This window comes from Streptomyces sp. NPDC006372 (assembly GCF_040612515.1).
GTDB lineage: Bacteria > Actinomycetota > Actinomycetes > Streptomycetales > Streptomycetaceae > Streptomyces.
Genome location: NZ_JBEXQJ010000002.1, coordinates 376,413 through 400,209, shown reverse-complemented (window position 1 = coordinate 400,209; position 23,797 = coordinate 376,413). Strand labels below are relative to the sequence as shown.

General features: G+C 70.6%; 18 protein-coding genes. 14 read left to right on the top strand and 4 right to left on the bottom strand.

Features of this window, described 5'->3' with window-relative positions; translation table 11 throughout:
- The first annotated feature begins 3 nt into the window (after positions 1–3).
- From ABZ016_RS06275 to recQ, 14 genes are all read left to right on the top strand, one after another.
- Positions 4–558 (top strand): NADH-quinone oxidoreductase subunit B, encoded by a 555-nt coding sequence (locus tag ABZ016_RS06275; protein ID WP_018528252.1) that lies wholly within the window; start codon positions 4–6, stop codon positions 556–558.
- On the top strand, positions 555–1,298 hold the full coding sequence (locus ABZ016_RS06270) for an NADH-quinone oxidoreductase subunit C (RefSeq protein ID WP_356915349.1): 744 nt from the start codon (positions 555–557) through the stop codon (positions 1,296–1,298). Before ABZ016_RS06275 ends, ABZ016_RS06270 begins: the two co-directional genes overlap by 4 nt.
- A complete protein-coding gene (locus tag ABZ016_RS06265; RefSeq protein WP_356915348.1) occupies positions 1,295–2,617 on the top strand; it encodes an NADH-quinone oxidoreductase subunit D in 1,323 nt (440 codons plus the stop codon). Before ABZ016_RS06270 ends, ABZ016_RS06265 begins: the two co-directional genes overlap by 4 nt.
- Entirely contained in the window at positions 2,614–3,474 is an 861-nt protein-coding gene (gene nuoE / locus ABZ016_RS06260; RefSeq protein WP_356915347.1) for an NADH-quinone oxidoreductase subunit NuoE, read from the top strand. Before ABZ016_RS06265 ends, nuoE begins: the two co-directional genes overlap by 4 nt.
- The gene (nuoF, locus tag ABZ016_RS06255; protein ID WP_356915346.1) at positions 3,471–4,820 is read left to right on the top strand and encodes an NADH-quinone oxidoreductase subunit NuoF; all 1,350 of its coding nucleotides are present in this window, start codon (positions 3,471–3,473) and stop codon (positions 4,818–4,820) included. Before nuoE ends, nuoF begins: the two co-directional genes overlap by 4 nt.
- Positions 4,817–7,321 carry an NADH-quinone oxidoreductase subunit G gene (locus ABZ016_RS06250; RefSeq protein WP_356915345.1) on the top strand — a complete coding sequence of 835 codons (2,505 nt, stop codon included), beginning with the start codon at positions 4,817–4,819 and terminating at the stop codon, positions 7,319–7,321. The genes nuoF and ABZ016_RS06250 overlap by 4 nt, the downstream gene beginning before the upstream one ends.
- On the top strand, positions 7,318–8,694 hold the full coding sequence (nuoH, locus tag ABZ016_RS06245; protein ID WP_356915344.1) for an NADH-quinone oxidoreductase subunit NuoH: 1,377 nt from the start codon (positions 7,318–7,320) through the stop codon (positions 8,692–8,694). The genes ABZ016_RS06250 and nuoH overlap by 4 nt, the downstream gene beginning before the upstream one ends.
- Positions 8,687–9,328 (top strand): NADH-quinone oxidoreductase subunit NuoI, encoded by a 642-nt coding sequence (gene nuoI / locus ABZ016_RS06240; protein ID WP_039933457.1) that lies wholly within the window; start codon positions 8,687–8,689, stop codon positions 9,326–9,328. Before nuoH ends, nuoI begins: the two co-directional genes overlap by 8 nt.
- Complete coding sequence (locus ABZ016_RS06235; RefSeq protein WP_356915343.1) at positions 9,325–10,167, top strand: NADH-quinone oxidoreductase subunit J; 843 nt, start codon at positions 9,325–9,327, stop codon at positions 10,165–10,167. Before nuoI ends, ABZ016_RS06235 begins: the two co-directional genes overlap by 4 nt.
- The gene (gene nuoK, locus ABZ016_RS06230) at positions 10,164–10,463 is read left to right on the top strand and encodes an NADH-quinone oxidoreductase subunit NuoK (RefSeq protein WP_031141126.1); all 300 of its coding nucleotides are present in this window, start codon (positions 10,164–10,166) and stop codon (positions 10,461–10,463) included. Before ABZ016_RS06235 ends, nuoK begins: the two co-directional genes overlap by 4 nt.
- Before the next feature lie 15 nt (positions 10,464–10,478).
- On the top strand, positions 10,479–12,443 hold the full coding sequence (gene nuoL, locus ABZ016_RS06225) for an NADH-quinone oxidoreductase subunit L (protein WP_356915342.1): 1,965 nt from the start codon (positions 10,479–10,481) through the stop codon (positions 12,441–12,443).
- 5 nt (positions 12,444–12,448) lie between these two features.
- Entirely contained in the window at positions 12,449–14,020 is a 1,572-nt protein-coding gene (locus ABZ016_RS06220) for an NADH-quinone oxidoreductase subunit M (RefSeq protein ID WP_356915341.1), read from the top strand.
- Positions 14,017–15,666, top strand: coding sequence for an NADH-quinone oxidoreductase subunit NuoN (gene nuoN / locus ABZ016_RS06215; RefSeq protein WP_356915340.1), 1,650 nt, complete (start codon positions 14,017–14,019; stop codon positions 15,664–15,666). Before ABZ016_RS06220 ends, nuoN begins: the two co-directional genes overlap by 4 nt.
- Positions 15,667–15,830: 164 nt before the next feature.
- A complete protein-coding gene (gene recQ, locus ABZ016_RS06210) occupies positions 15,831–17,813 on the top strand; it encodes a DNA helicase RecQ (RefSeq protein WP_356915339.1) in 1,983 nt (660 codons plus the stop codon).
- A 59-nt stretch (positions 17,814–17,872) separates the two neighbouring features.
- Here the strand turns inward: recQ and ABZ016_RS06205 are convergent, their stop codons facing one another.
- The 4 genes from ABZ016_RS06205 to ABZ016_RS06190 are packed head-to-tail and all read right to left on the bottom strand — an operon-like array spanning position 17,873 to position 23,766.
- A complete protein-coding gene (locus tag ABZ016_RS06205) occupies positions 17,873–20,683 on the bottom strand; it encodes a fumarate reductase/succinate dehydrogenase flavoprotein subunit (protein ID WP_356915507.1) in 2,811 nt (936 codons plus the stop codon).
- Positions 20,684–20,706: 23 nt separating this feature from the next.
- The gene (locus tag ABZ016_RS06200) at positions 20,707–21,546 is read right to left on the bottom strand and encodes an ABC transporter ATP-binding protein (RefSeq protein ID WP_356915338.1); all 840 of its coding nucleotides are present in this window, start codon (positions 21,544–21,546) and stop codon (positions 20,707–20,709) included.
- Positions 21,530–22,408, bottom strand: a complete 879-nt coding sequence (locus tag ABZ016_RS06195; RefSeq protein ID WP_356915337.1) for an ABC transporter permease — start codon at positions 22,406–22,408, stop codon at positions 21,530–21,532. The genes ABZ016_RS06200 and ABZ016_RS06195 overlap by 17 nt, the downstream gene beginning before the upstream one ends.
- Positions 22,405–23,766, bottom strand: a complete 1,362-nt coding sequence (locus tag ABZ016_RS06190) for an ABC transporter substrate-binding protein (protein ID WP_356915336.1) — start codon at positions 23,764–23,766, stop codon at positions 22,405–22,407. Before ABZ016_RS06190 ends, ABZ016_RS06195 begins: the two co-directional genes overlap by 4 nt.
- Positions 23,767–23,797 lie beyond the last annotated feature (31 nt).

The window sequence follows — 23,797 nt, the reverse complement described above, 5'->3', positions numbered from 1 at the left end:
GTCATGGGACTCGAAGAAAAGCTGCCGAGCGGCTTCCTGCTGACCACCGTCGAGCAGGCCGCGGGCTGGGTGCGCAAGTCGTCCGTCTTCCCGGCCACGTTCGGACTCGCCTGTTGCGCCATCGAGATGATGACCACCGGCGCCGGGCGCTACGACCTGGCGCGCTTCGGCATGGAGGTCTTCCGGGGTTCGCCGCGGCAGGCGGACCTGATGATCGTCGCCGGCCGGGTCAGCCAGAAGATGGCGCCGGTGCTGCGGCAGGTCTACGACCAGATGCCGAACCCCAAGTGGGTGATCTCCATGGGGGTCTGCGCCTCCTCGGGCGGCATGTTCAACAACTACGCGATCGTCCAGGGCGTCGACCACATCGTCCCGGTCGACATCTACCTCCCCGGCTGCCCGCCACGGCCGGAGATGCTGATGGACGCCATCCTCAAGCTCCACCAGAAGATCCAGTCCTCCAAGCTCGGCGTGAACGCCGAGGAGGCCGCCCGCGAGGCGGAGGAGGCGGCGCTCAAGGCCCTGCCCACGATCGAGATGAAGGGGCTGCTGCGGTGAGCGACGCGAACGGCACCAACGGCCCGAACCCCGAGAAGGACCTGTCGGCCTCCAACCTCCCCGGCCGGCGCGGCGAGGGCGGCGAGGAGATCCGGGTCCAGCGCGGCATGTTCGGCGCGAACAACGGCGGCGACACCTCCGGCTACGGCGGCCTGGTCCGCTCGGTCCGGCTCCCGGGACCGGCGACCCGCCCCTACGGCGGGTGGTTCGACGAGGTCGCCGACGAGCTGGAGGGCGCCCTGGAGGAGCAGGACCTGCTCCCGGACAACGCCATCGAGAAGACGGTCGTCGACCGCGACGAGCTGACCTTCCACATCGAGCGCGAGCACCTGCTCCTCGTCGCCCGCACCCTGCGCGACGACCCGGCCCTGCGCTTCGAGCTGTGCACCGGCGTCAGCGGCGTGCACTACCCGAACGACAAGGGCCGCGAGCTGCACGCCGTCTACCACCTGCGCTCGATCACCCACAACCGGGTGATCCGCCTGGAGGTCAGCGCCCCCGACAGCGACCCGCACATCCCGTCGCTGTTCTCGGTCTATCCGACGAACGACTGGCACGAGCGCGAGACGTACGACTTCTTCGGCATCGTCTTCGACGGCCACCCCGCCCTGACGCGGATCATGATGCCGGACGACTGGCAGGGCTTCCCGCAGCGCAAGGACTACCCCCTCGGCGGCATCCCCGTCGAGTACAAGGGCGCCCAGATCCCGGCTCCGGACCAGCGGAGGTCGTACTCATGAGCACCTCGCACGCATCTCCTCGCGAGACCACCGAGGGCACCGTCTACACGGTCACCGGCGGCGACTGGGACGAGGTCGTCGAGACCGCGGCCCGCGCCGACGACGAGCGCATCGTCGTCAACATGGGCCCGCAGCACCCATCCACCCACGGCGTGCTCCGCCTGATCCTGGAGATCGACGGCGAGACCGTCACCGAGGCCCGCTGCGGCATCGGCTACCTGCACACCGGCATCGAGAAGAACCTCGAGTACCGCACGTGGACGCAGGGCACCACCTTCGTGACGCGCATGGACTACCTGACGCCGTTCTTCAACGAGACGGCGTACTGCCTCGGCGTCGAGAAACTCCTCGGCATCGAGGACCAGATCCCGGACCGGGCCTCGATCATCCGCGTGCTCCTGATGGAGCTGAACCGGCTGTCGTCGCACCTGGTGTGCATCGCCACCGGCGGCATGGAACTCGGCGCCACCACGATCATGATCTACGGATTCCGTGATCGTGAACTCATTCTCGACATCTACGAGCTGATCACCGGCCTGCGGATGAACCACGCGTACATCCGCCCCGGCGGACTCGCCCAGGACCTGCCGCCCGGCGCGGTGGACCAGATCCGCGAGTTCGTGAAGAAGATGAAGAAGAACCTCCCGGAGTACGACAAGCTCGCCACCGGGAACCCCATCTTCAAGGCCCGTATGCAGGACGTCGGCTACCTCGACCTGGCCGGCTGCATGGCCCTCGGCGCGACGGGCCCGATCCTGCGCTCCACCGGCCTGCCGCACGACCTGCGCAAGACCCAGCCGTACTGCGGCTACGAGACGTACGACTTCGAGATCCCGACCGCCGACACCTGCGACTCCTACGGCCGCTTCCTGATCCGGCTGGAGGAGATGCGCCAGTCGCTCAGGATCGTCGAGCAGTGCCTGGACCGGCTCCAGCCCGGCCCGGTCATGGTCGCCGACAAGAAGATCGCCTGGCCGGCCCAGCTCGCCCTGGGCCCCGACGGGCTCGGCAACTCCCTCGACCACATCAAGAAGATCATGGGCACCTCCATGGAGGCCCTGATCCACCACTTCAAGCTGGTCACCGAGGGCTTCCGCGTCCCGCCGGGACAGGCGTACGCGGCGGTCGAGTCGCCCAAGGGCGAGCTCGGGGTGCACGTCGTGTCCGACGGCGGCACCCGCCCCTACCGGGTCCACTTCCGGGACCCGTCCTTCACCAACCTGCAGGCCATGGCGGCGATGTGCGAGGGCGGCCAGGTCGCCGACGTCATCGTCGCCGTCGCGTCCATCGACCCCGTGATGGGAGGCGTCGACCGGTGACCACCTCATCCTCCGAGCGGGGCGTCAGCCTGGGCATGCCCGAACTGCCCGCACCCGCCTACCCGGACGACGTACGGGCCCGGCTGGAGACCGACGCGCGCGAGGTCATCGCCCGCTACCCGGACTCCCGGTCCGCCCTCCTTCCGCTGCTGCACCTCGTGCAGGCCGAGGAGGGCCATGTCACGCGCACCGGCATGCGGTTCTGCGCGGAGATGCTCGGCCTCACCACGGCCGAGGTCACCGCGGTCGCCACCTTCTACACCATGTACCGGCGCCGGCCGAGCGGCGACTACCAGGTCGGGGTGTGCACCAACACCCTGTGCGCCGTCATGGGCGGGGATGCGATCTTCGAGGAGCTCCAGGAGCACCTCGGCGTCGGCAACGGCGAGACCACCGACGACGGCAAGGTCACCCTGGAGCACATCGAGTGCAACGCGGCCTGCGACTTCGCGCCGGTCGTGATGGTCAACTGGGAGTTCTTCGACAACCAGACCCCGTCGAGCGCCAAGCGCCTCGTCGACGACCTGCGCGCCGGACGGCCGGTCACGCCCACCCGCGGGGCGCCCCTGTGCACCTTCAAGGAGACCGCGCGGGTCCTCGCCGGCTTCCCCGACGAGAGGGACGGAGCCGTCGAGTCCGGGGGGAGCGCCGGGCCCGCTTCCCTGGTCGGCCTGAAGCTCGCCAAGGGGGAGGGCGGCTCCGCGCGCGTCGTGCATCCGCGCGGTGAGGCGGCCCGCACCGAGGCACCGCACGACCCGTCACCGACGGAGCACTTGAGCTCGCACGACGCGCCGCAGGACACGTCGGCCTCCGACCCGGCCCACCCGGCCGGGCCTACCGCCGAGGAGGGGGAGTGATGACCTTGGCACCCGAGCTGAAAGACATGAGCCCCGAGAAGCTGCTCGCCCCGGTGCTGTCGGCCTTCTGGGACGAGGACAGGTCCTGGACGCTGGACGTGTACCGGCGGCACGACGGCTACGAGGGGCTGCGCAAGGCGCTCGCCATGTCGCCGGACGACCTGATCGCGTACGTCAAGGACTCCGGTCTGCGCGGACGCGGCGGCGCGGGCTTCCCCACCGGGATGAAGTGGCAGTTCATTCCCCAGGGGGACGGCAAGCCGCACTATCTTGTTGTCAACGCCGACGAGTCGGAGCCGGGGACGTGCAAGGACATCCCGCTCCTCTTCGCGAACCCGCACAGCCTCATCGAGGGCATGATCATCGCGTGTTACGCCATCAGGTCGTCGCACGCCTTCATCTATCTGCGGGGGGAAGTCGTCCCCGTACTGCGGCGGTTGCACTCCGCCGTGCGCGAGGCCTACGAGGCGGGCTTCCTCGGCGAGAACATCCTGGGCAGCGGACTCGACCTCGACATCACCGTGCACGCGGGGGCGGGCGCGTACATCTGCGGTGAGGAGACCGCACTGCTGGACTCGCTCGAAGGCCGCCGGGGCCAACCGCGGCTTCGTCCCCCCTTCCCCGCTGTCGCGGGCCTCTACGCGTGCCCGACTGTGGTGAACAACGTCGAATCCATCGCCTCGGTTCCCGCGATCATGAACCGGGGCAAGGACTGGTTCCGGTCGATGGGGAGTGAGAAGTCGCCCGGCTTCACGCTCTACTCCCTCAGCGGCCATGTCGCCAGCCCCGGCCAGTACGAGGCACCGCTCGGGATCACGCTCCGCCAGCTCCTCGACATGAGCGGCGGGATGCGCCCCGGGCACCGCCTCAAGTTCTGGACGCCGGGCGGCTCCTCGACCCCGATGTTCACCGACGAGCATCTCGACGTCCCTCTTGATTACGAAGGAGTGGGCGCCGCGGGTTCCATGCTCGGCACAAAAGCTCTGCAGTGCTTCGACGAGACGACCTGTGTGGTCCGTGCCGTCACCCGCTGGACCGAGTTCTACGCCCACGAGTCCTGCGGCAAGTGCACGCCCTGCCGCGAAGGGACGTACTGGCTCGTGCAGCTGCTGCGCGACATCGAGGCCGGCAAGGGACAGATGTCCGACCTCGACAAGCTGAACGACATCGCCGACAACATCAACGGCAAGTCCTTCTGCGCCCTCGGCGACGGCGCCGCCTCGCCGATCTTCTCCTCGCTGAAGTACTTCCGCGAGGAGTACGAGCAGCACATCACGGGCCGGGGCTGCCCCTTCGACCCGGCCAGGTCGACGGCCTGGGCCGACCGCACGGAGGTGACCGCATGACCGTGACCACCAACGCTCCCTCAGGCGGGGGAGAGGCGGCGGTCCCGCCGGAGGACCTCGTGTCGCTGACGATCGACGGCGCGGAGATCAGCGTGCCCAAGGGCACCCTGGTCATCCGGGCCGCCGAGCAGCTCGGCATCGAGATCCCCCGGTTCTGCGACCACCCCCTGCTCGACCCGGCCGGCGCCTGCCGCCAGTGCATCGTCGAGGTCGAGGGCCAGCGCAAGCCCATGGCGTCCTGCACCATCACCTGCACCGACGGCATGGTGGTCAAGACCCACCTCACCTCGCCGGTCGCCGAGAAGGCCCAGAAGGGTGTGATGGAGCTCCTGCTCATCAACCACCCGCTGGACTGCCCGGTCTGCGACAAGGGCGGCGAGTGCCCGCTGCAGAACCAGGCCATGTCGCACGGCGACGCCGAATCCCGCTTCGAGGGCCGCAAGCGGACCTACGAGAAGCCCGTCCCGATCTCCACGCAGGTGCTGCTCGACCGCGAGCGGTGCGTGCTGTGCGCCCGCTGCACCCGGTTCTCCAACCAGGTCGCGGGCGACCCGATGATCGAGCTGGTCGAGCGGGGTGCGCTCCAGCAGGTCGGCACCGGCGAGGGCGACCCGTTCGAGTCGTACTTCTCCGGCAACACCATCCAGATCTGCCCGGTCGGCGCGCTGACCTCGGCGGCGTACCGATTCCGCTCCCGCCCGTTCGACCTGGTGTCCTCCCCGTCGGTCTGCGAGCACTGCTCCGGTGGCTGCGCCACCCGCACCGACCACCGGCGCGGCAAGGTCATGCGGCGGCTCGCGGCGAACGACCCCGAGGTCAACGAGGAGTGGATCTGCGACAAGGGCCGGTTCGGGTTCCGGTACGCGCAGCAGCGGGACCGGCTCGAGACGCCCCTGGTGCGCAACGCCGAGGGTGAGCTGGAACCGGCCTCCTGGCCGGAGGCGCTGCAGATCGCGGCCCAGGGGCTGCTGGCCTCCCGGGGCCGCACCGGCGTCCTGACCGGAGGCCGCCTCACCATCGAGGACGCCTACGCGTACAGCAAGTTCGCGCGCGTGGCGCTCGACACCAACGACATCGACTTCCGTGCGCGCGTGCACAGCAGCGAGGAGGCCGACTTCCTCGCCGCCCAGGTGGCCGGGCGAGGCCGGGACCTCGACGGTACGGGCGTCACGTACACCGCCCTGGAGAAGGCGCCCGCGGTCCTGCTGGTCGGGTTCGAGGCGGAGGAGGAGGCGCCCGGCGTCTTCCTGCGGCTCCGCAAGGCCTGGCGGAAGCACGGGCAGAAGGTCTTCTCGCTGGCCACGTACGCCACCCGGGGTCTGGAGAAGGCCGGTGGCACGCTGCTGCCGGCGGCTCCCGGCACCGAGACCGAGTGGCTGGACGCACTCGCGAGCGGCGTCGGTCTGGAGGACGGCGGTGCGCTCGCCGCCGAGGCGCTGCGCGCCGAGGGCGCCGTGATCGTCGTCGGCGAGCGGCTGGCCGCGGTGGCCGGGGGCCTGACCGCCGCCGTGCGGACCGCCTCCGCGACCGGGGCGCGGCTGGTGTGGATCCCGCGCCGGGCGGGGGAGCGCGGTGCCGTCGAGGCGGGCGCGCTGCCGTCGCTGCTGCCGGGCGGGCGTCCGGCCACCGACCCCCGCGCGCGTGACGAGGTCGCCGCCGTCTGGGGTGTCGCCGGACTGCCGCACCGCTACGGCCGCGACACCGGCCAGATCGTCGAGGCCGCCGCGACCGGAGAGCTCCAGGCGCTGCTGGTGGCGGGCGTGGAGATCGACGACCTGCCCGACCCGGCACGCGCGCGTGCCGCACTCGACGAGGTCGGCTTCCTGGTCTCGCTCGAACTGCGGCCCGGCGAGATCACCCGCAAGGCCGACGTCGTCCTGCCGGTCGCGGCGGTCGCCGAGAAGGCCGGGACCTTCCTCAACTGGGAAGGCCGGGTCCGCTTCTTCGAGGCGGCGCTGAAGCCCGATCAGATGATCCGCCGCCTCGCACCCGGCGACGCACGTGTGCTGCAGATGCTCGCCGACGCCATGGACGTCCACCTCGGACTGCCCGATCTGCGCACCGTACGCGCGGAGATCGACCGGCTCGGCCCCTGGGACGGCCCGCGGGCCACCGAGCCCCTGGAGACCGCGGGAGCGCTGCCCCGCCCGGCCGCCGGGGAGGCGGTTCTCGCCGGGCACCGGCTGCTGCTCGACCAGGGCCTCCTCCAGCAGGGCGACGAGGCGCTCGCCGGCACCCGGCACGCCGCACGCGCGCGGTTGTCGGCCGCGACGGCCGCCGAGGCGGGCGTCAGGGAAGGCGACCTGGTCGCGGTGACCGGCCCCCGGGGAGTCGTCGAGCTCCCGCTTCAGATCAGCGAGATGCCCGACCGGGTGGTATGGCTCCCGCTGAACTCCACCGGCGCCGGCGTCGCCTCCGACACCGGGGCGCGGCCCGGCTCCCTCGTCCGCATCGGCCCGGCGACCCTCGCCGGCGAGGCCCCCAAGGAGGTGGAGGCATGAGCCCGTACCTCGCCGCAGAAGACCTCTCGATGTTCGGCACCGACCCCTGGTGGCTGGTCGCCATCAAGGCGGTGTTCTGCTTCGCCTTCCTGATGGTGACCGTGCTGATCTCCATCGTCATGGAGCGCAAGGTCGTCGCCTGGATGCAGCTGCGCATCGGCCCCAACCGGCACGGCCCCTGGGGCATGCTCCAGTCGCTCGCCGACGGCATCAAGCTGATGCTCAAGGAGGACGTCGTCGTCAAGCGCGCGGACAAGGTGGTGTACGTCCTCGCGCCGATCGTCGCGGCCATCCCTGCCTTCATGGCGATCGCGGTGATCCCCTTCGGCCCGGCCGGCAACGAGATCTCGATCTTCGGCCAGCGCACCACGATGCAGCTCACCGACCTGCCGATCGCGCTGCTGTACGTCCTCGCGGTCGCCTCGGTCGGCATCTACGGCATCGTCCTCGCCGGCTGGAGCTCCGGCTCGACCTACCCGCTGCTGGGCGGCCTGCGCTCCTGCGCGCAGATGATCTCCTACGAGATCGCGATGGGCGCCGCCTTCGCCTCCGTGTTCCTCTACTCCGGGTCCATGTCGACGTCGGCGATCGTCGAACAGCAGCAGGACCGCTGGTACATCGTCCTGCTGCCGCTCTCCTTCGTCATCTACATCGTGACGATGGTCGGCGAGACCAACCGCGCCCCCTTCGACATGCCGGAGTCCGAGGGCGACCTGGTCGGCGGCTTCAACACCGAGTACTCGTCGATCAAGTTCGCGATGTTCATGCTCGCCGAGTACGTCAACATGGTGACCGTCTCGGCGGTCGCCACCACGCTCTTCCTCGGCGGCTGGCGCGCCCCGTGGCCGATCAGCGGCTTCTGGGAGGGCGCGAACCACGGCTGGTGGCCGCTGCTCTGGTTCACGGTCAAGGTCCAGCTGCTGCTGTTCATGTTCGTCTGGATCCGCGGCACCCTGCCGCGCGTCCGCTACGACCAGCTGATGAAGCTGGGCTGGAAGGTCCTCATCCCGGTCTCGCTGGTGTGGCTGATGCTCGTCGCCAGCGTGCGGGCCCTGCGCAACGAGGGCTACGACTTCGGCGACATCGCCCTCTACGTCGGCGGCGGCGTGCTGGCCCTGCTGGTGCTCTCCTTCGTCGCGGACATGTTCCGCGAGAAGTCCAAGCAGGACGCCCGGCCGGCCGGGACCCCGGCGGCCTTCGACCCGATGGCGGGCGGATTCCCCGTGCCGCCGCTGCCCGGACAGGAGCTTCCGCCGGTTCCGCGACGCCGCTCGCGCCGCGACCGGGAGCTGATTGTCAGTGGTGGCCCCGATACTCAGAGTGACGAATCTCTGGGCGGATCTACGGATGGAAAGGAGGCGTCCGATGGCTGAGGAACCGAAGGACACCAAGCCCGGTTTCCAGAACCCCGTGGCCGGCTTCGGCGTGACCTTCAAGGCCATGTTCAAGAAGCGGCTGACCGAGCAGTACCCCGAGCAGCAGAAGACCACGGCTCCGCGCTTCCACGGACGGCACCAGCTCAACCGCCATCCGGACGGCCTGGAGAAGTGCGTCGGCTGCGAACTGTGCGCGTGGGCCTGCCCCGCCGACGCGATCTACGTGGAGGGCGCGGACAACACCGACGAGGAGCGCTACTCGCCGGGCGAGCGGTACGGCCGCGTCTACCAGATCAACTACGCCCGCTGCATCCTGTGCGGCCTGTGCATCGAGGCCTGCCCCACGCGCGCGCTCACGATGACGAACGACTTCGAGCTCGCCGACTCCAGCCGGGCCAACCTCATCTACACCAAGGAGCAGCTGCTCGCCGGTCTGGAGGAGGGCATGGTCGACTCGCCCCACGCCATCTACCCGGGCATGGACGAACAGGACTACTACCGGGGCCTGGTCACCGAGGCCGCGCCCGGCACCGAGCAGCAGGTCGCCCACTCCAAGGGCGAGGTCGTGCAGGAGGCCGACTCGACCTTCGGCGGGACCGAGCCGGCGTCGGAGAAGGTGATCGGCCGATGACCACCCAGCTCGCCGCCTACTCCACCTCCACCGGAGAGGCTGTCCAGTTCTGGATCCTCGGCACCGTCGCGGTGATCGGCGCCCTGTGCACGATCCTCATGAAGAGGGCTGTGCACAGCGCCCTCTGCCTCGCCGGAACCATGATCATCCTGGCGGTGTTCTACCTCGCCAACGGCGCCTACTTCCTGGGCGTCGTGCAGATCATCGTCTACACCGGCGCGATCATGATGCTGTTCCTGTTCGTGGTGATGCTCGTCGGCGTCACCGCGGCGGACTCCCTGAAGGAGACCATCAAGGGCCAGCGCTGGCTGGCCCTGCTGTGCGGTCTCGGCTTCGGCATCCTGCTGCTCGCCGGGATCGGCAACGCCTCCCTCAAGGAGTTCAACGGCATCGGCCAGGCGAACGCCGGGGGCAACGTGCAGGGCCTCGCCGCCCTCCTGTTCACCCGGTACGTCTTCGCGTTCGAGATCACCGGTGCCCTGCTCATCACGGCCGCCGTCGGCGCCATGGTGCTCACCCACCGCGAGCGCACCGAGCGCGCCAAGACACAGCGGGAGCTCGCCGAGGAGCGCGTACGCGAGGGCAAGTACCTGCCGCCGCTGCCGGCGCCCGGTGTGTACGCCCGGCACAACGCGGTCGACATCGCGGGCCTGCTCCCCGACGGCACCCCGTCCGACCTCACCGTCAGCAAGACGCTGCGCGAGCGGGGCCAGATCCGGGACGTGTCGCAGGAGGCGCTCAACGACCTGCGGGCCCTGGAGCAGCGTGCCGAGGAGCGCCTGGAGCGGAAGGCCATCGAGCCGGCCACGTTCAAGCGGCCCGAGGAGGCGTCGAAGTGAACCCGGTCAACTACCTCTATCTCGCGGCCCTGTTGTTCACGATCGGCGCGACCGGCGTGCTGATCAGGCGCAACGCGATCGTGGTGTTCATGTGCATCGAGCTCATGCTCAACGCCTGCAACCTCGCGTTCGTCGCCTTCTCCCGGATGCACGGCAACCTCGACGGGCAGGTCATCGCCTTCTTCACGATGGTCGTCGCCGCCGCGGAGGTCGTGGTCGGGCTCGCGATCATCGTGTCCCTGTTCCGTGCCCGCCACTCGGCCTCGGTCGACGACGCCAGCCTGATGAAGCTGTAAGGGGTCGGGAGAATCGTGGAGAACCTGATTGCGCTGCTGGTGGCGGCGCCCCTGCTCGGAGCGGCGGTCCTGTTGTGCGGCGGACGCCGCCTGGACGCCGTGGGTCACTGGGTCGGCACGCTGTTCGCGGCCGTCTCCTTCGTCCTCGGCGTCGTGCTCTTCACCGACATGCTGGGCAAGAGCGCCGAGCACCGTGAGATGAGCCAGCACCTGTTCAGCTGGGTCCCGGTGGAGGGCTTCCAGGCGGACGTCGCCTTCCAGCTCGACCAGCTGTCCATGACGTTCGTCCTGCTGATCACGGGCGTCGGATCGCTGATCCACCTCTACTCCGTCGGGTACATGGAGCACGACGAGCGGCGCCGCCGCTTCTTCGGCTACCTGAACCTGTTCCTCGCGGCGATGCTGCTGCTCGTCCTCGCCGACAACTACCTGCTGCTGTACGTCGGCTGGGAGGGCGTCGGTCTCGCCTCCTACCTGCTGATCGGCTTCTGGCAGCACAAGCCCAGCGCCGCCACGGCCGCGAAGAAGGCCTTCCTGGTCAACCGCGTCGGCGACATGGGCCTGTCCATCGCGATCATGCTGATGTTCCTGTGGTTCGGCACCTTCGCCTTCGGGCCGGTGCTCGGCACCCACACGGAGGCCGGGCTCGCCGGTGCCGCCGGTGAGGACAAGCTGACCGCCATCGCACTGATGCTGCTGCTCGCCGCCTGCGGCAAGTCCGCCCAGGTGCCGCTGCAGTCCTGGCTCGGGGACGCGATGGAGGGCCCGACCCCGGTCTCGGCCCTGATCCACGCCGCGACCATGGTGACGGCGGGTGTCTACCTGATCGTCCGCTCCGCGGCCGTCTTCAACGGTGCCCCCGACGCGCAGCTGGTCGTCACGATCGTCGGCGCGGTCACGCTCCTCTTCGGTGCGATCGTCGGTTGCGCGAAGGACGACATCAAGAAGGCGCTGGCCGGCTCGACCATGTCGCAGATCGGCTACATGGTGCTGGCCGCGGGTCTCGGCCCCATCGGCTACGTCTTCGCGATCATGCACCTGGTGACGCACGGCTTCTTCAAGGCCGGGCTGTTCCTCGGCGCCGGTTCGGTCATGCACGGCATGAACGACGAGGTGGACATGAGGAGGTACGGCGGTCTCCGGAAGTACATGCCGATCACCTTCGTCACCTTCGGCCTCGGCTACCTGGCCATCATCGGCTTCCCGGGTCTGTCCGGCTTCTTCTCCAAGGACAAGATCATCGAGTCGGCGTTCGCCAAGGGCGGCACCGAGGGCTGGATCCTCGGGGCCTGCGCCCTGCTCGGCGCGGCCATCACGGCGTACTACATGACGCGCGTGATGCTGATGACGTTCTTCGGCGAGGAGCGCTGGCGCAACGCCCCGACCCCGTCCCCGGACCGGCCCGACGTGGAGCCCGCCGCCGAGACCCGCGGCGAGTACACCCCGCCGCACCCGCACGAGTCGCCCAAGATCATGACGATCCCGATGATCGTGCTGGCCATCGGATCGGTGTTCGGCGGCGCGTTCTTCAGCATCGGCGACCGTTTCGTGCACTGGCTGGAGCCCATCACCGGGCACAGCCACGGCGACTCGCCGATCAGCGCGGGCGTGGTCACCGGCGCGACCGTCGTGTGCATGGTCATCGGCGTCGCCATCGCCTGGGCCCAGTACGGCCGCCGCCCGGTCCCGGCCGTCGCCCCGCGCGGCTCGCTGCTCACCCGGGCCGCCCGGCGCGACCTGCTCCAGGACGACTTCAACCACGTCGTCCTGGTCCGCGGCGGCGAGCACCTGACGCGGTCCCTGGTCTACGTCGACCACACCCTGGTCGACGGCGTCGTCAACGGCACGGCGGCCTCGGTCGGCGGCCTCTCCGGGCGGATGCGCAGGCTGCAGAACGGCTTCGCCCGCTCCTACGCGGTCTCGATGTTCGGGGGTGCGGCCCTCATCGTCGCCGCGACCCTGCTGATGAGGGCGGTCTGATACCGATGTCCTTTCCTCTGCTGACAGCGACAGCGGCGCTCCCGGCCGTCGGGGCGATCGCCACGGCCGCCGTACCGGCCGCCAAGCGCACCGCCGCCAAGTGGCTGGCGCTGCTCTTCTCACTCGCCACGCTCGTCCTGGCGATCACCGTCCTGGTCCGCTTCGACCCGGACGGCGACCGCTACCAGCTCACCGAGTCCCACGCCTGGATCGCGGACTTCGGCGTCCGCTACGAACTCGGGGTGGACGGCATCGGCGTGGCGCTCATCGCGCTCACGGCGCTGCTCATCCCGTTCATCATCCTCGCCGGCTGGCACGACGCCGATCCCCTTGAGACGGGCAGCACCAGGTGGCGGCCGACGCAGGGCTTCTTCGCCCTGATCCTCGCCGTCGAGGCGATGGTGATCATCTCCTTCGAGGCCACCGACGTCTTCCTCTTCTACATCTTCTTCGAAGCCATGCTGATCCCGATGTACTTCCTCATCGGCGGCTTCGGGGACCGTGCCCACGAGCACGGCGAGAAGGCGGCGGCGACGCAACGGTCGTACGCGGCCGTGAAGTTCCTCCTCTACAACCTGGTCGGCGGTCTGATCATGCTGGCCGCGGTGATCGGCCTGTACGTCGTCGCCGGGAGCTTCTCGCTCACGGAGATCGCCGCGGCCCGTGCCAGCGGCTCGCTCGACATGGCGACCAGCACCGAACGCTGGCTGTTCCTCGGCTTCTTCTTCGCCTTCGCGGTGAAGGCGCCGCTGTGGCCGCTGCACACCTGGCTGCCCAACGCCATGCAGGAGTCCACCGCCCCGGTCGCCGTGCTCATCACGGCGGTCGTCGACAAGGTCGGCACCTTCGCGATGCTCCGCTTCTGCCTCCAGCTGTTCCCGGAGGCCAGCAAGTGGGCGACGCCTGCGATCCTCGTCCTCGCCCTGATCAGCATCATCTACGGGGCGCTGCTCGCGGTCGGCCAGCGCGACATCAAGCGGCTGGTGGCCTACGCGTCGATCTCCCACTTCGGCTTCATCATCATGGGCATCTTCGCGATGACCAGCCAGGGCCAGTCCGGGGCGACGCTCTACATGGTCAACCACGGCATCTCCACGGCCGCGCTGATGCTGGTGGCGGGCTTCCTGATCTCCCGGCGCGGCTCGCGGCTCATCGCCGACTACGGCGGCGTGCAGAAGGTCGCCCCGGTGCTCGCCGGCACGTTCCTGATCGGCGGCCTCGCGACCCTCTCCCTGCCGGGACTGGCGCCGTTCGTGAGTGAGTTCCTGGTCCTGGTCGGCACCTTCACGCGCTACCCGGTGATCGGGATCATCGCCACCTTCGGCATCGTCCTGGCCGCCCTCTACACCCTCGTCCTCTACCAGCGGACGATGACGGGCCCGGTGAAACCGGCGGTCGCCAAGATGCCGGACCTCAGGGTGCGGGAGCTCGTGGTGGTCGCACCGCTGGTCGTCCTGCTGATCTTCCTGGGCGTCTACCCGAAGCCCATCACGCAGATCATCGACCCGGCGGTCCAGCAGACCATGTCCGACGTACACAAGAAGGACCCCCAGCCCGAGGTGGAGGCGGCCAAGTGAGCGCATCAGCCGTCCACAGCCTGTGGACAACCGCGGCCGACCCGATCACCAAGATCGACGCGCCGAAGTTCGAGTACGGACAGTTGGCGCCCACGCTGATCGTCGTCGGTGCGGCGATCCTCGGCATCCTGATCGAGGCGTTCGTACCGCGTAAATCGCGCTACTACGTCCAGATGTTCGTGTCCGTCGTCGCGCTCGCCGCCGCCTTCGCAGCGGTCGTCGCGCTCGCGGCGGACGGCTACGGCACGACCAAGGCGCGCATCGCGGCGATGGGCGCCATCGCCGTCGACGGACCCGCCCTCTTCCTCCAGGGCACCATCCTCCTGGCGGCCCTGGTCGGCCTGTTCACCTTCGCCGAGCGGCGCCTCGACCCGGAGGCGCACGGCAACCGGGTCGACTCCTTCGCCGCGCAGGCCGCCTCCGTGCCGGGCAGCGACAGCGAGAAGGCGGCCGTCAAGGCCGGTTTCACCACCACCGAGGTGTTCCCGCTGCTGCTGTTCGCCGTCGCCGGCATGCTGATCTTCCCGGCGGCCAACGACCTGCTGACGCTGTTCGTGGCGCTCGAGGTCCTCTCGCTCCCGCTGTACCTGCTGTGCGCGCTGGCCCGCCGCAAGCGGCTGATGTCGCAGGAGGCGGCGGTCAAGTACTTCCTGCTCGGCGCGTTCGCCTCCGCGTTCACCCTGTTCGGCATCGCGATGCTGTACGGCTACGCGGGCTCGATGTCGTACGCGACGATCGCCCAGGTCGTCGACGGCACGGTCCAGGACGTCAACCCGGCGCTCGCCGGCACCATGGGCAACGACGCGCTGCTGCTGATCGGGGCCGCGCTGCTGGTGATGGGCCTGCTGTTCAAGGTGGGCGCGGTGCCGTTCCACATGTGGACGCCGGACGTCTACCAGGGCGCGCCGACGCCGGTGACCGGATTCATGGCGGCGGCGACGAAGGTGGCGGCGTTCGGCGCCCTGCTGCGGCTGCTCTACGTCGTCCTGCCCGGTCTGCGCTGGGACTGGCGGCCGGTGATGTGGGCCGTGGCGATCGTCACCATGCTGGGCGGTGCGATCGTCGCCATCACGCAGACCGACATCAAGCGGCTGCTGGCGTACTCGTCGATCGCGCACGCCGGGTTCATCCTCGCGGGTGTCATCGCGACCACGCCGGACGGTGTCTCGTCGGTGCTGTTCTACCTCGCCGCCTACTCGTTCGTGACGATCGGCGCCTTCGCGGTGGTCACCCTCGTACGGGACGCGGGCGGTGAGGCGACGCACCTGTCCAACTGGGCGGGGCTCGGGCGCAGGTCCCCGCTGGTGGCGGCGGTGTTCGCCGTTTTCCTGCTGGCCTTCGCGGGCATTCCGCTGACCTCCGGCTTCGCCGGGAAGTTCGCCGTGTTCAAGGCGGCGGCGGAGGGCGGGGCCGCCCCGCTGGTCGTGATCGGTGTGATCTCCTCGGCGATCGCGGCGTTCTTCTACATCCGCGTCATCGTGCTGATGTTCTTCAGCGAGCCGCGACCGGAGGGCCCGACGGTGGCCGTGCCGTCGCCCCTGACGATGACGGCGATCGGGCTGGGTGTGGTGGTCACGCTGGTGCTAGGTGTGGCACCGCAGTACTTCCTCGACCTCGCGGGGCAGGCGGGGGTCTTCGTCCGCTGACGCCGCACGGCTGTGAGGCCGCGGCCCGGCTTCCCTTCGGGGGAGCCGGGCCGCCGGTTTTCCGGGCCGGCGCTCGCCCAGCCTGTGGATAACTCCGGGGGCTGTCGGCGGTGCCCCCTATCGTGGACACAGTGGTCGAGGGACGACGTACGGGGGGCACGACGATGGGTGGGACAGGCGGTATCGCCGAGATGTCAGTGACGCAGAGCGAGGCGCTCGCCGCGCTGGACCGGGTCTTCGGGTACGAGGCCTTCCGCGGTGAGCAGGAAGCCGTCATCGAGCATGTGGTGGCGGGCGGCGACGCCGTCGTGCTCATGCCGACCGGTGGCGGCAAGTCACTGTGCTACCAGATCCCCTCCCTGGTCAGACCTGGTACGGGAATCGTCGTCTCCCCGCTCATCGCCCTGATGCAGGACCAGGTGGACGCGCTGCGGGCGCTGGGCGTGCGGGCCGGGTTCGTGAACTCCACGCAGGACTTCGACGAGCGGCGGGTGGTGGAGGCCGAGTTCCTCGCCGGCGAGCTGGACCTGCTGTACCTGGCGCCGGAGCGGTTGCGGCTGGAGAGCACGCTCGATCTGCTCTCCCGCGGAAAGATCTCCCTCTTCGCGATCGACGAGGCGCACTGCGTCTCCCAGTGGGGTCACGACTTCCGGCCCGACTACCTGTCCCTGTCGCTGCTGGGCGAGCGCTGGCCCGACGTGCCGCGGATCGCGCTGACGGCGACAGCCACGCGCGCCACGCACCAGGAGATCACCGAGCGGCTGAACATGCCGTCGGCCCGGCATTTCGTGGCGAGCTTCGACCGGCCCAACATCCAGTACCGGATCGTGCCGAAGGCGGACCCGAAGAAGCAGCTGCTGAGCTTCCTGCGCGAGGAGCACGCGGGCGACGCGGGCATCGTCTACTGCCTGTCGCGCAACTCGGTCGAGAAGACCGCCGAGTTCCTCAGCCGCAACGGCGTGGAGGCGGTGCCCTACCACGCCGGTCTGGACGCGGGCACCCGCGCGGCCCACCAGTCCCGCTTCCTGCGGGAGGACGGCCTGGTCGTGGTGGCGACCATCGCCTTCGGGATGGGCATCGACAAGCCGGACGTGCGTTTCGTCGCGCACCTCGATCTGCCGAAGTCGGTCGAGGGCTACTACCAGGAGACGGGCCGGGCGGGCCGTGACGGGCTGCCGTCGACGGCCTGGATGGCCTACGGGCTGAACGACGTCATACAGCAGCGGAAGCTGATCCAGTCCGGCGAGGGCGACGAGGCCTTCCGGCGGCGGGCCCAGGCCCATCTGGACTCGATGCTGGCGCTGTGCGAGACGGTCCAGTGCCGCAGGGGCCAGCTCCTCGCCTACTTCGGCCAGGACCCCGACCCGGTCGGCTGCGGCAACTGCGACACCTGCCTGACCCCGCCGGAGACCTGGGACGGCACCATCGCGGCGCAGAAGGTGCTGTCGACGGTGGTGCGGCTCCAGCGGGAGCGCGGGCAGAAGTTCGGCGCCGTGCAGATCGTCGACATCCTGCTGGGCAAGCGGACCGGCAAGGTGATCCAGTTCGACCACGATCAGCTGTCGGTGTTCGGCATCGGCGAGGACCTGAGCGAAGGCGAGTGGCGGGGCGTCATCCGGCAGTTGCTGGCCCAGGGGCTGCTCGCGGTGGAGGGCGAGTACGGCACGCTGGTGCTGACCGAGGCCAGCGGGACGGTGCTGCGGCGGGAGCGCGAGGTGCCGCTGCGCAAGGAGCCGAAGAAGCCGGTGAGCTCCCGGTCGGCGGCCTCGTCGGCTTCCGGCTCGGGGCGGGGCGAGCGCAAGGGCAAGGCGGCCGCCCCCGAGCTGCCCGAGGAGCTGCTGCCCGCGTTCGAGGCACTGCGCGCCTGGCGGGCGGAGCAGGCTCGCGAGCAGGGCGTCCCGGCGTACGTCATCTTCCACGACGCGACTCTGCGGGAGATCGCCACCTTGTGGCCGGCTTCGGTGGCCGAGTTGGGCGGCATCAGCGGGATCGGCGAGAAGAAGCTCGCGACGTACGGGGAGGGTGTGCTGGAGGTGCTGGCCTCCCTGGGCGCCCGGCCGGGGGCGGAGCAGGCCGCCGCACCCGGCCGGAGCGGGCCGGACGACTGGCCGGAGACGGACACCGAGCCGGAGCCGGACTGGATATAGGGCGGGCTCCGGCGGGGCCGGCGCGGTGGTCGCGCGCGCCGGTCCCGCCGGAGCAACCGTCACAGCGCTCGTGCCGCGTACGCCCTGACATCCGCGTCGGAGTCCGTCGTCGCCGTGGCGAGGGCGGCGCGGGCCTCCTCGGTGGCGCTGTGCCGGGTCAGGGCCAGGACGGCGGCCTTGCGGACGTCGGCGTTGGTGTCCGCGAGGGCCTTGGCGAGGGCGGGGACGGCCACCTCGGGATCGGCGACGGACAGCGCGGTTGCGGCGCCCGCCCGCACCTGCCAGGCCGTCTCGGACAGGGATGCCACGGCCCGCGCGGTGAGGGGCGCCGGGCAGCCGGTCGTGCCCAGTGCACCGTAGGCCGCCGCGCGGACCAGGGCGTCGGGGTCGTCGAGGAGAGCCGCCAGGGCCACTTCGACCGGGTCGGCAGCGGCGGCGGAGCCGGCCGGGGCGTCACCCGCCAGCCGGTCGGCACCCACCGTGGCCAGGCCCTTGGCGATCGCCACCCGGACCTCGCGGGACGGGTCGGCCGGTGCCGCACCGGCCAGTTCGCCGGCGGCGTCGACCGACACCAGTGCTCGCACGGCCTCGATCCGGACGGCGATGTCGGAGTCGGCCAGGGCGTCCGCGAACAGGCCGGCGTCTCCGAGGCGCAGGGCACGCAGGACGTCCAGCGCGGCGGCGCGGACCACCGGGTCGGGTTCGGACAGGGCGGCGGCGAGGCCGTCGCGCAGCTCGGGCTCGGGCGGGAGCGTCTCGACCAGCTCGCGCAGTGACGCGGCCGCGGCGCCACGCACCTCGGTGGCGGCGTCACGCAGGGCGGCGGCGAGGGCGGGGCCCGTGCCCGGCGGCAGGGTCTCGGTGAGCACGGCGACCGCCTCGCGGCGGACAGCGGGCTCGGGGTCGGTCAAGTAGGGCCGAAGGGCATCGAGTTCTGGCTCCTCGTCGGCGAGGGCGACGAGTTCGAGGAGGCGGGCGGCGGACCGCTCACCCGCGGGAGCGGAGGGCTGTGCAGCCTCCGCCCCTGCGGCCGCTGCTGCCGGCGCCGCCGCTCCGGCCTGTGCCGCGACCGGCGCCAGATCCCGCGAGCCCGCCGTCGCCACGTCCTCGGCGTGGACCTCGCCGAGGTGACGGGGAGCGCCGCCGACGGGGGCGAAGCCGTCGACCGGAACGAGATAGGGAGCCACGGGCCGGGCCGTGAACTCCATCGCACCAGAGGGGGACTTGTGCAGATCGAGATGGTGGAACCAGGACGCGTCGTCGCGAGCGGGATGGTCGAGACGGTCGTGGTAGAGGCCCCAGCGGGACTCCGTGCGGGCCAGGGAGGACCGCGCGGCCATCTCCGCGCAGTCGCGGATGAAGGTGACCTCGGCGCAGCGCATCAGCTCGTGCGCGGTGCGGGCGCCCATCTCGGCGATGTCGGTGTGCATCCGCTGGAACGCCTCCAGGGCCAGCGACAGCCGGGCACCGGACTTGGGCGGGGCCACGTAGTCGTTCACGAAACGGCGCAGCTTGTACTCGACCTGAGGCTGCGGCGGGCCCTCCGGGTTGCGCAGCGGACGGTAGATCAGCTCGTGCGCCTCCCGCAGCTGCTCCGCCGGCAACTCGCCCGCGTAGGCCTGGTACTGGGACGCGTCGGCGCCCGCGAGGTCGCCGAAGACGAACGCGCCGATCATGTAGTTGTGCGGGACGCAGGCCAGGTCACCGGCCGCGTACAGGCGGGGCACGGTCGTACGGGCGTGGTCGTCCACGCGGACACCGGAGGCGGAGTGGCCGCCGCACAGGCCGATCTCGGAGATGTGCATCTCCACGTCGTGGGTGCGGTAGTCGTGGCCGCGGCCGGAATGGAAGGTGCCCCGGGTCGGGCGTTCGGTGGAGTGGAGGATCGTCTCCAGGGCGGAGACCGACTCCTCGGGGAGGTGGCTCAGCTTGAGGTAGACCGGGCCCCGGTCGGAGGCCACTTCGGCCGCGAACTCGGCCATCATCTGGCCGGACCAGTAGTCGGAGTCGACGAAGCGTTCGCCGTGCCGGTTGACCTGGTAGCCGCCGAAGGGGTTGGCGACGTAGGCGCAGGCCGGGCCGTTGTAGTCCTTGATCAGCGGGTTGATCTGGAAGCACTCGATGCCGGTGAGCTCGGCGCCGGCGTGGTAGGCCATGGCGTAGCCGTCGCCCGCGTTGGTGGGGTTCTCGTAGGTGCCGTAGAGGTAGCCGGAGGCGGGCAGCCCCAGTCGGCCGCAGGCGCCGGTCGCGAGGATCACCGCGCCCGCGCGGACCTGGACGAACTGTCCGGTGCGGGTGTTGAAGCCCGCCGCCCCGACAGCTTGTCCTCCGGCCGTGAGCACGCGGACCGGCATCACCCGGTTCTCGATGCGGATCCGCTCCCGCATCTCGCGCCGCCGCAGCTGCCGGTACAGGACCTTCTTGACGTCCTTGCCCTCCGGCATCGGAAGGACGTACGAGCCGGAGCGGTGGACCTGGCGGACCGCGTAGTCGCCGTGCTCGTCCTTCTCGAACTTCACGCCGTACGACTCCAGCCGCTGCACCATGCCGAAGCCGCGGGTGGCGGTCTGCCGGACGGTGGACTGGTCGACGATGCCGTCGTTGGCGCGGGTGATCTCGGCGACGTAGTCGTCGGGTTCGGCCCGGCCCGGGATGACCGCGTTGTTCACGCCGTCCATGCCCATCGCGAGCGCGCCGGAGTGACGCACGTGGGCCTTCTCCAGCAGCAGCACGTTCGCGCCGTGCTCGGCGGCGGTCAGGGCCGCCATGGTGCCGGCGGTGCCGCCGCCGATGACGAGAACGTCACAGGTCAGTTCCTCGGCGTCGGCGAGGGACGGGACGGCCAGGGGGGTGTCCGCAGGGGAGTTCACGGAGGTGGTCACCGGGGTGCCTTTCACGTACCGAGCGAAGTGAGGACGTCGCGCCGCAGGGCCACGCGCGCCGAGTCGTCCCGCGCGCCGCGGTCGCGCGGGCGGGGGATGTCCCGTACGGCGACGAGGCCGCCCGCGCCGAGCAGGGCCACGCGGTCGCCGAGGAACAGCGCCTCGTCCACGTCGTGGGTGACGAAGACGACGGTGGCGCCGGTGCCCTGGAGCACCTCCACCAGCAGGTCCTGCATGCCCGCGCGGGTCTGCGCGTCGAGCGCGCCGAACGGCTCGTCCATCAGGACGGCGCGCGGGCGTCCGGCCAGGGCGCGGGCCAGCTGGACCCGCTGGCGCTGCCCGCCGGAGACCCGGTGCGGCAACTGCCGTGCCTGCGTGCCGAGTCCGACCCGCTCCAGCCAGGCCTGGGCCTGTTCCCGGCGCTCGGCGCGGGACACGCCCCGGATGGCGAGGGGGAGTTCGACGTTGGCCCGCAGGCCCCGCCACGGGAGCAGGGCGTCCTCCTGGAAGACCAGGGCGCGGTCGGCCGAGGGGCCGGTCAGCGGCTGTCCGTCCTGGGCGATCTCGCCGGCGAGCGGCGACAGCAGGCCGGCCAGGGTGCGCAGCAGGGTCGACTTGCCGCAGCCGGAGGGGCCGACGACGGTGAGGATCTCGCCGGGGGCGATGTCCAGGTCGACCTGGTCGAGAGCCGGTGCGCCGGGGCGGCCGAGGGAGGCGCCCGACAGGGTGAGCCGGGTGCCGCGCACCGGCGTCGCGGTGACACCGGTCGTGAAGGTGGCACCGGTCGTGGAGGTGGTGTTCCGGACGTCCTCGGACGAGGTGTTCGCAGCGGTGTCAGACGAGGTGCTCATCGCGTGCCTCCTCGGGTCGGGCCGCGCCGGGTGCCGTGGCGGGGGCGGCCGGGGCCGGCTTCACCGACCGGGCGGGCCGTGGCGGCCGGCCGCCGGGGACGTACGCGGTGCGGGGCAGCCAGCGGGTGAGGCGGCGGCCCAGCAGCTCCACGGCCGTGGAGGTGAGCCAGCCGAGGACGCCGATGGTGACCATGCCGACGAACACGCCGGGATAGTCGACGACGGTGTAGTCCTGCCAGGTGCGGTAGCCGACCCCGTACTGGCCGGAGATCATCTCGGCGGAGATCACACAGATCCAGGACACGCCGATGCCGACGGACAGGCCGCCGAACACCCCGGGCAGCGCGCCCGGCAGGACGACCGAGCCGAGGATCCGCCACCGGCCGCCGCCCATGGTGCGCACCGCCTCCTCCCACACGGGCGTCAGGGCGCGCACCGCGTGCCGGGTGGAGACCAGGACCGGGAAGAAGGCGGCGGTGCAGGTGATGAAGACGATGCCCTGTTCGTTGGAGGGGAACAGCAGGATCGCGACGGGGACCAGGGCGATGGCCGGGATGGGGCGGATCACTTCCAGGACCGGCCCGAGCAGGTCCTCGGCGAGACGCGAGCGGGCCACGAGCACGCCCGTGGCCACGCCCAGGACAGCGGCCAGCAGGAAGCCGGTGAGGATCCGGGTGAGGCTGTCGGTGAGGTCCGTCCAGTAGTCCGGCCCGGACAGCCGGGCGGCGAAGGCACGGGCCACGTCGGTGACCGTAGGGAACTGCGAGAAGCGCAGCCACAGGTCGACGTGCAGGCTCGTCAGCGTCTGCCACAGGCCGAGGGCGGCGACCAGCGAGAGGACCCGGAGCGCATACCGCGTCACGACGCCTGCTCCAGGGCGTCGGCATAGGAGACGACCCGCGCCCCACCGTGCCCGGCGACGTACGCCTGCGCGGTGTCGGGTGCGACGAAGGGCAGCAGCTTGGAGCCGTCGGCCACCCACACGGCCTTGTCGGCGAACCAGAGGGTGCCGGTGGTGGTGTCGGGGACGTAGGCGGCGCGCAGGGCGTCCCGGTGCCCGGCGACATAACGCAGCAGTTCGGAGGGGGATGTGAAGCTGACGGTCTTCGAGGCGCCCTTGGGCCAGGCCTCGCTCGCGGCCGGGGCGGGCTTCGTGGCGAGATGCTTGGTGTACGCCGTCGCTCCGAGGGCCTTCTTCACGTACTGGTCGTCGACGAAGGAGTCGACGTCCACGTCGCCGGTGAGCTTCGCCGCCTTGAGGATCGACACGTCCTTCTTCAGGGCGGAGACGAGCTGGGGCTTGATCGCCGGGTCGAAGGTGGCGAGGCCGTGCGCGCCGTTGTAGAGGTAGACGACCTCGGCGGGCAGGCCGGTCGCCTTCGCGACCTTCTCGGCGGCGTCCACCGGGTGGTCGTTGAGGTAGTCGGTCGCCTCCGCCTGGGCCTTCAGGAACGCGTCCAGCACGGCCGGACGCTCCTTCGCGAAGTCCTCGCGGGCGGTGACGCCGTGGAAGGTCGGCAGGTTCAGCCGGGCTCCGTCGTAGATCGCCTTCGCCTTGTCCTGGTAGGCGAGCAGGCCGGGCCAGGCGACGAACTGGGACAGGGCGTCCGCGCTGCCCGCCGCGAGGGCGGAGGCGCCCACGGAGGGTTGCTGGTTGAGCTTCTCGATGCCGTTGTTCGGGTCGATGCCGGCGCGCTGCAGGGCCCGCACGAGGGTGCCGTCGGCGGCCGAGCCGACGCTCGTGGAGACCTTCTTGCCCTTCAGGTCCTTCAGGGAGGTCAGCTTGGAGTCCGGCGCGGTGACGATGGTGTTGAGGCCGCCGCGCAGGTTGTAGCCGGTGACCGAGACCAGCCGGGTGGGGCTGTTCAGCTGCTTGCCGCGGGCCGCGTTGATGAGCAGCGGGAAGTCGCCCATCGAGCCGATGTCGATCTTCCCGGCGGTCATCTGGGCGGTGATGGGCGCGCCGGTGGCGTAGTCCTGCCAGTTCACCTTGTAGTGGACGCCGTCGTGGAGGGAGTTCAGCTGCTTCTCGAAGGAGCCGAGGGAGCGGAGCAGGGTGCCCGCCGTGACGGTGTTGATCGTCCGGGACTGGTAGCCGACCGTGACGGTGACCGTGGAGCCGCTGCCGGCCTCGGCGTCACCGCCGCAGGCGCTGAGCGGGAGCAGGAGGACGACGGCGGATACCGCGACCGCTGCGCGTTGCGCGCTGGATCGGGACATGCTGATTCGGGGCAAGCTGGTTCGGGACATG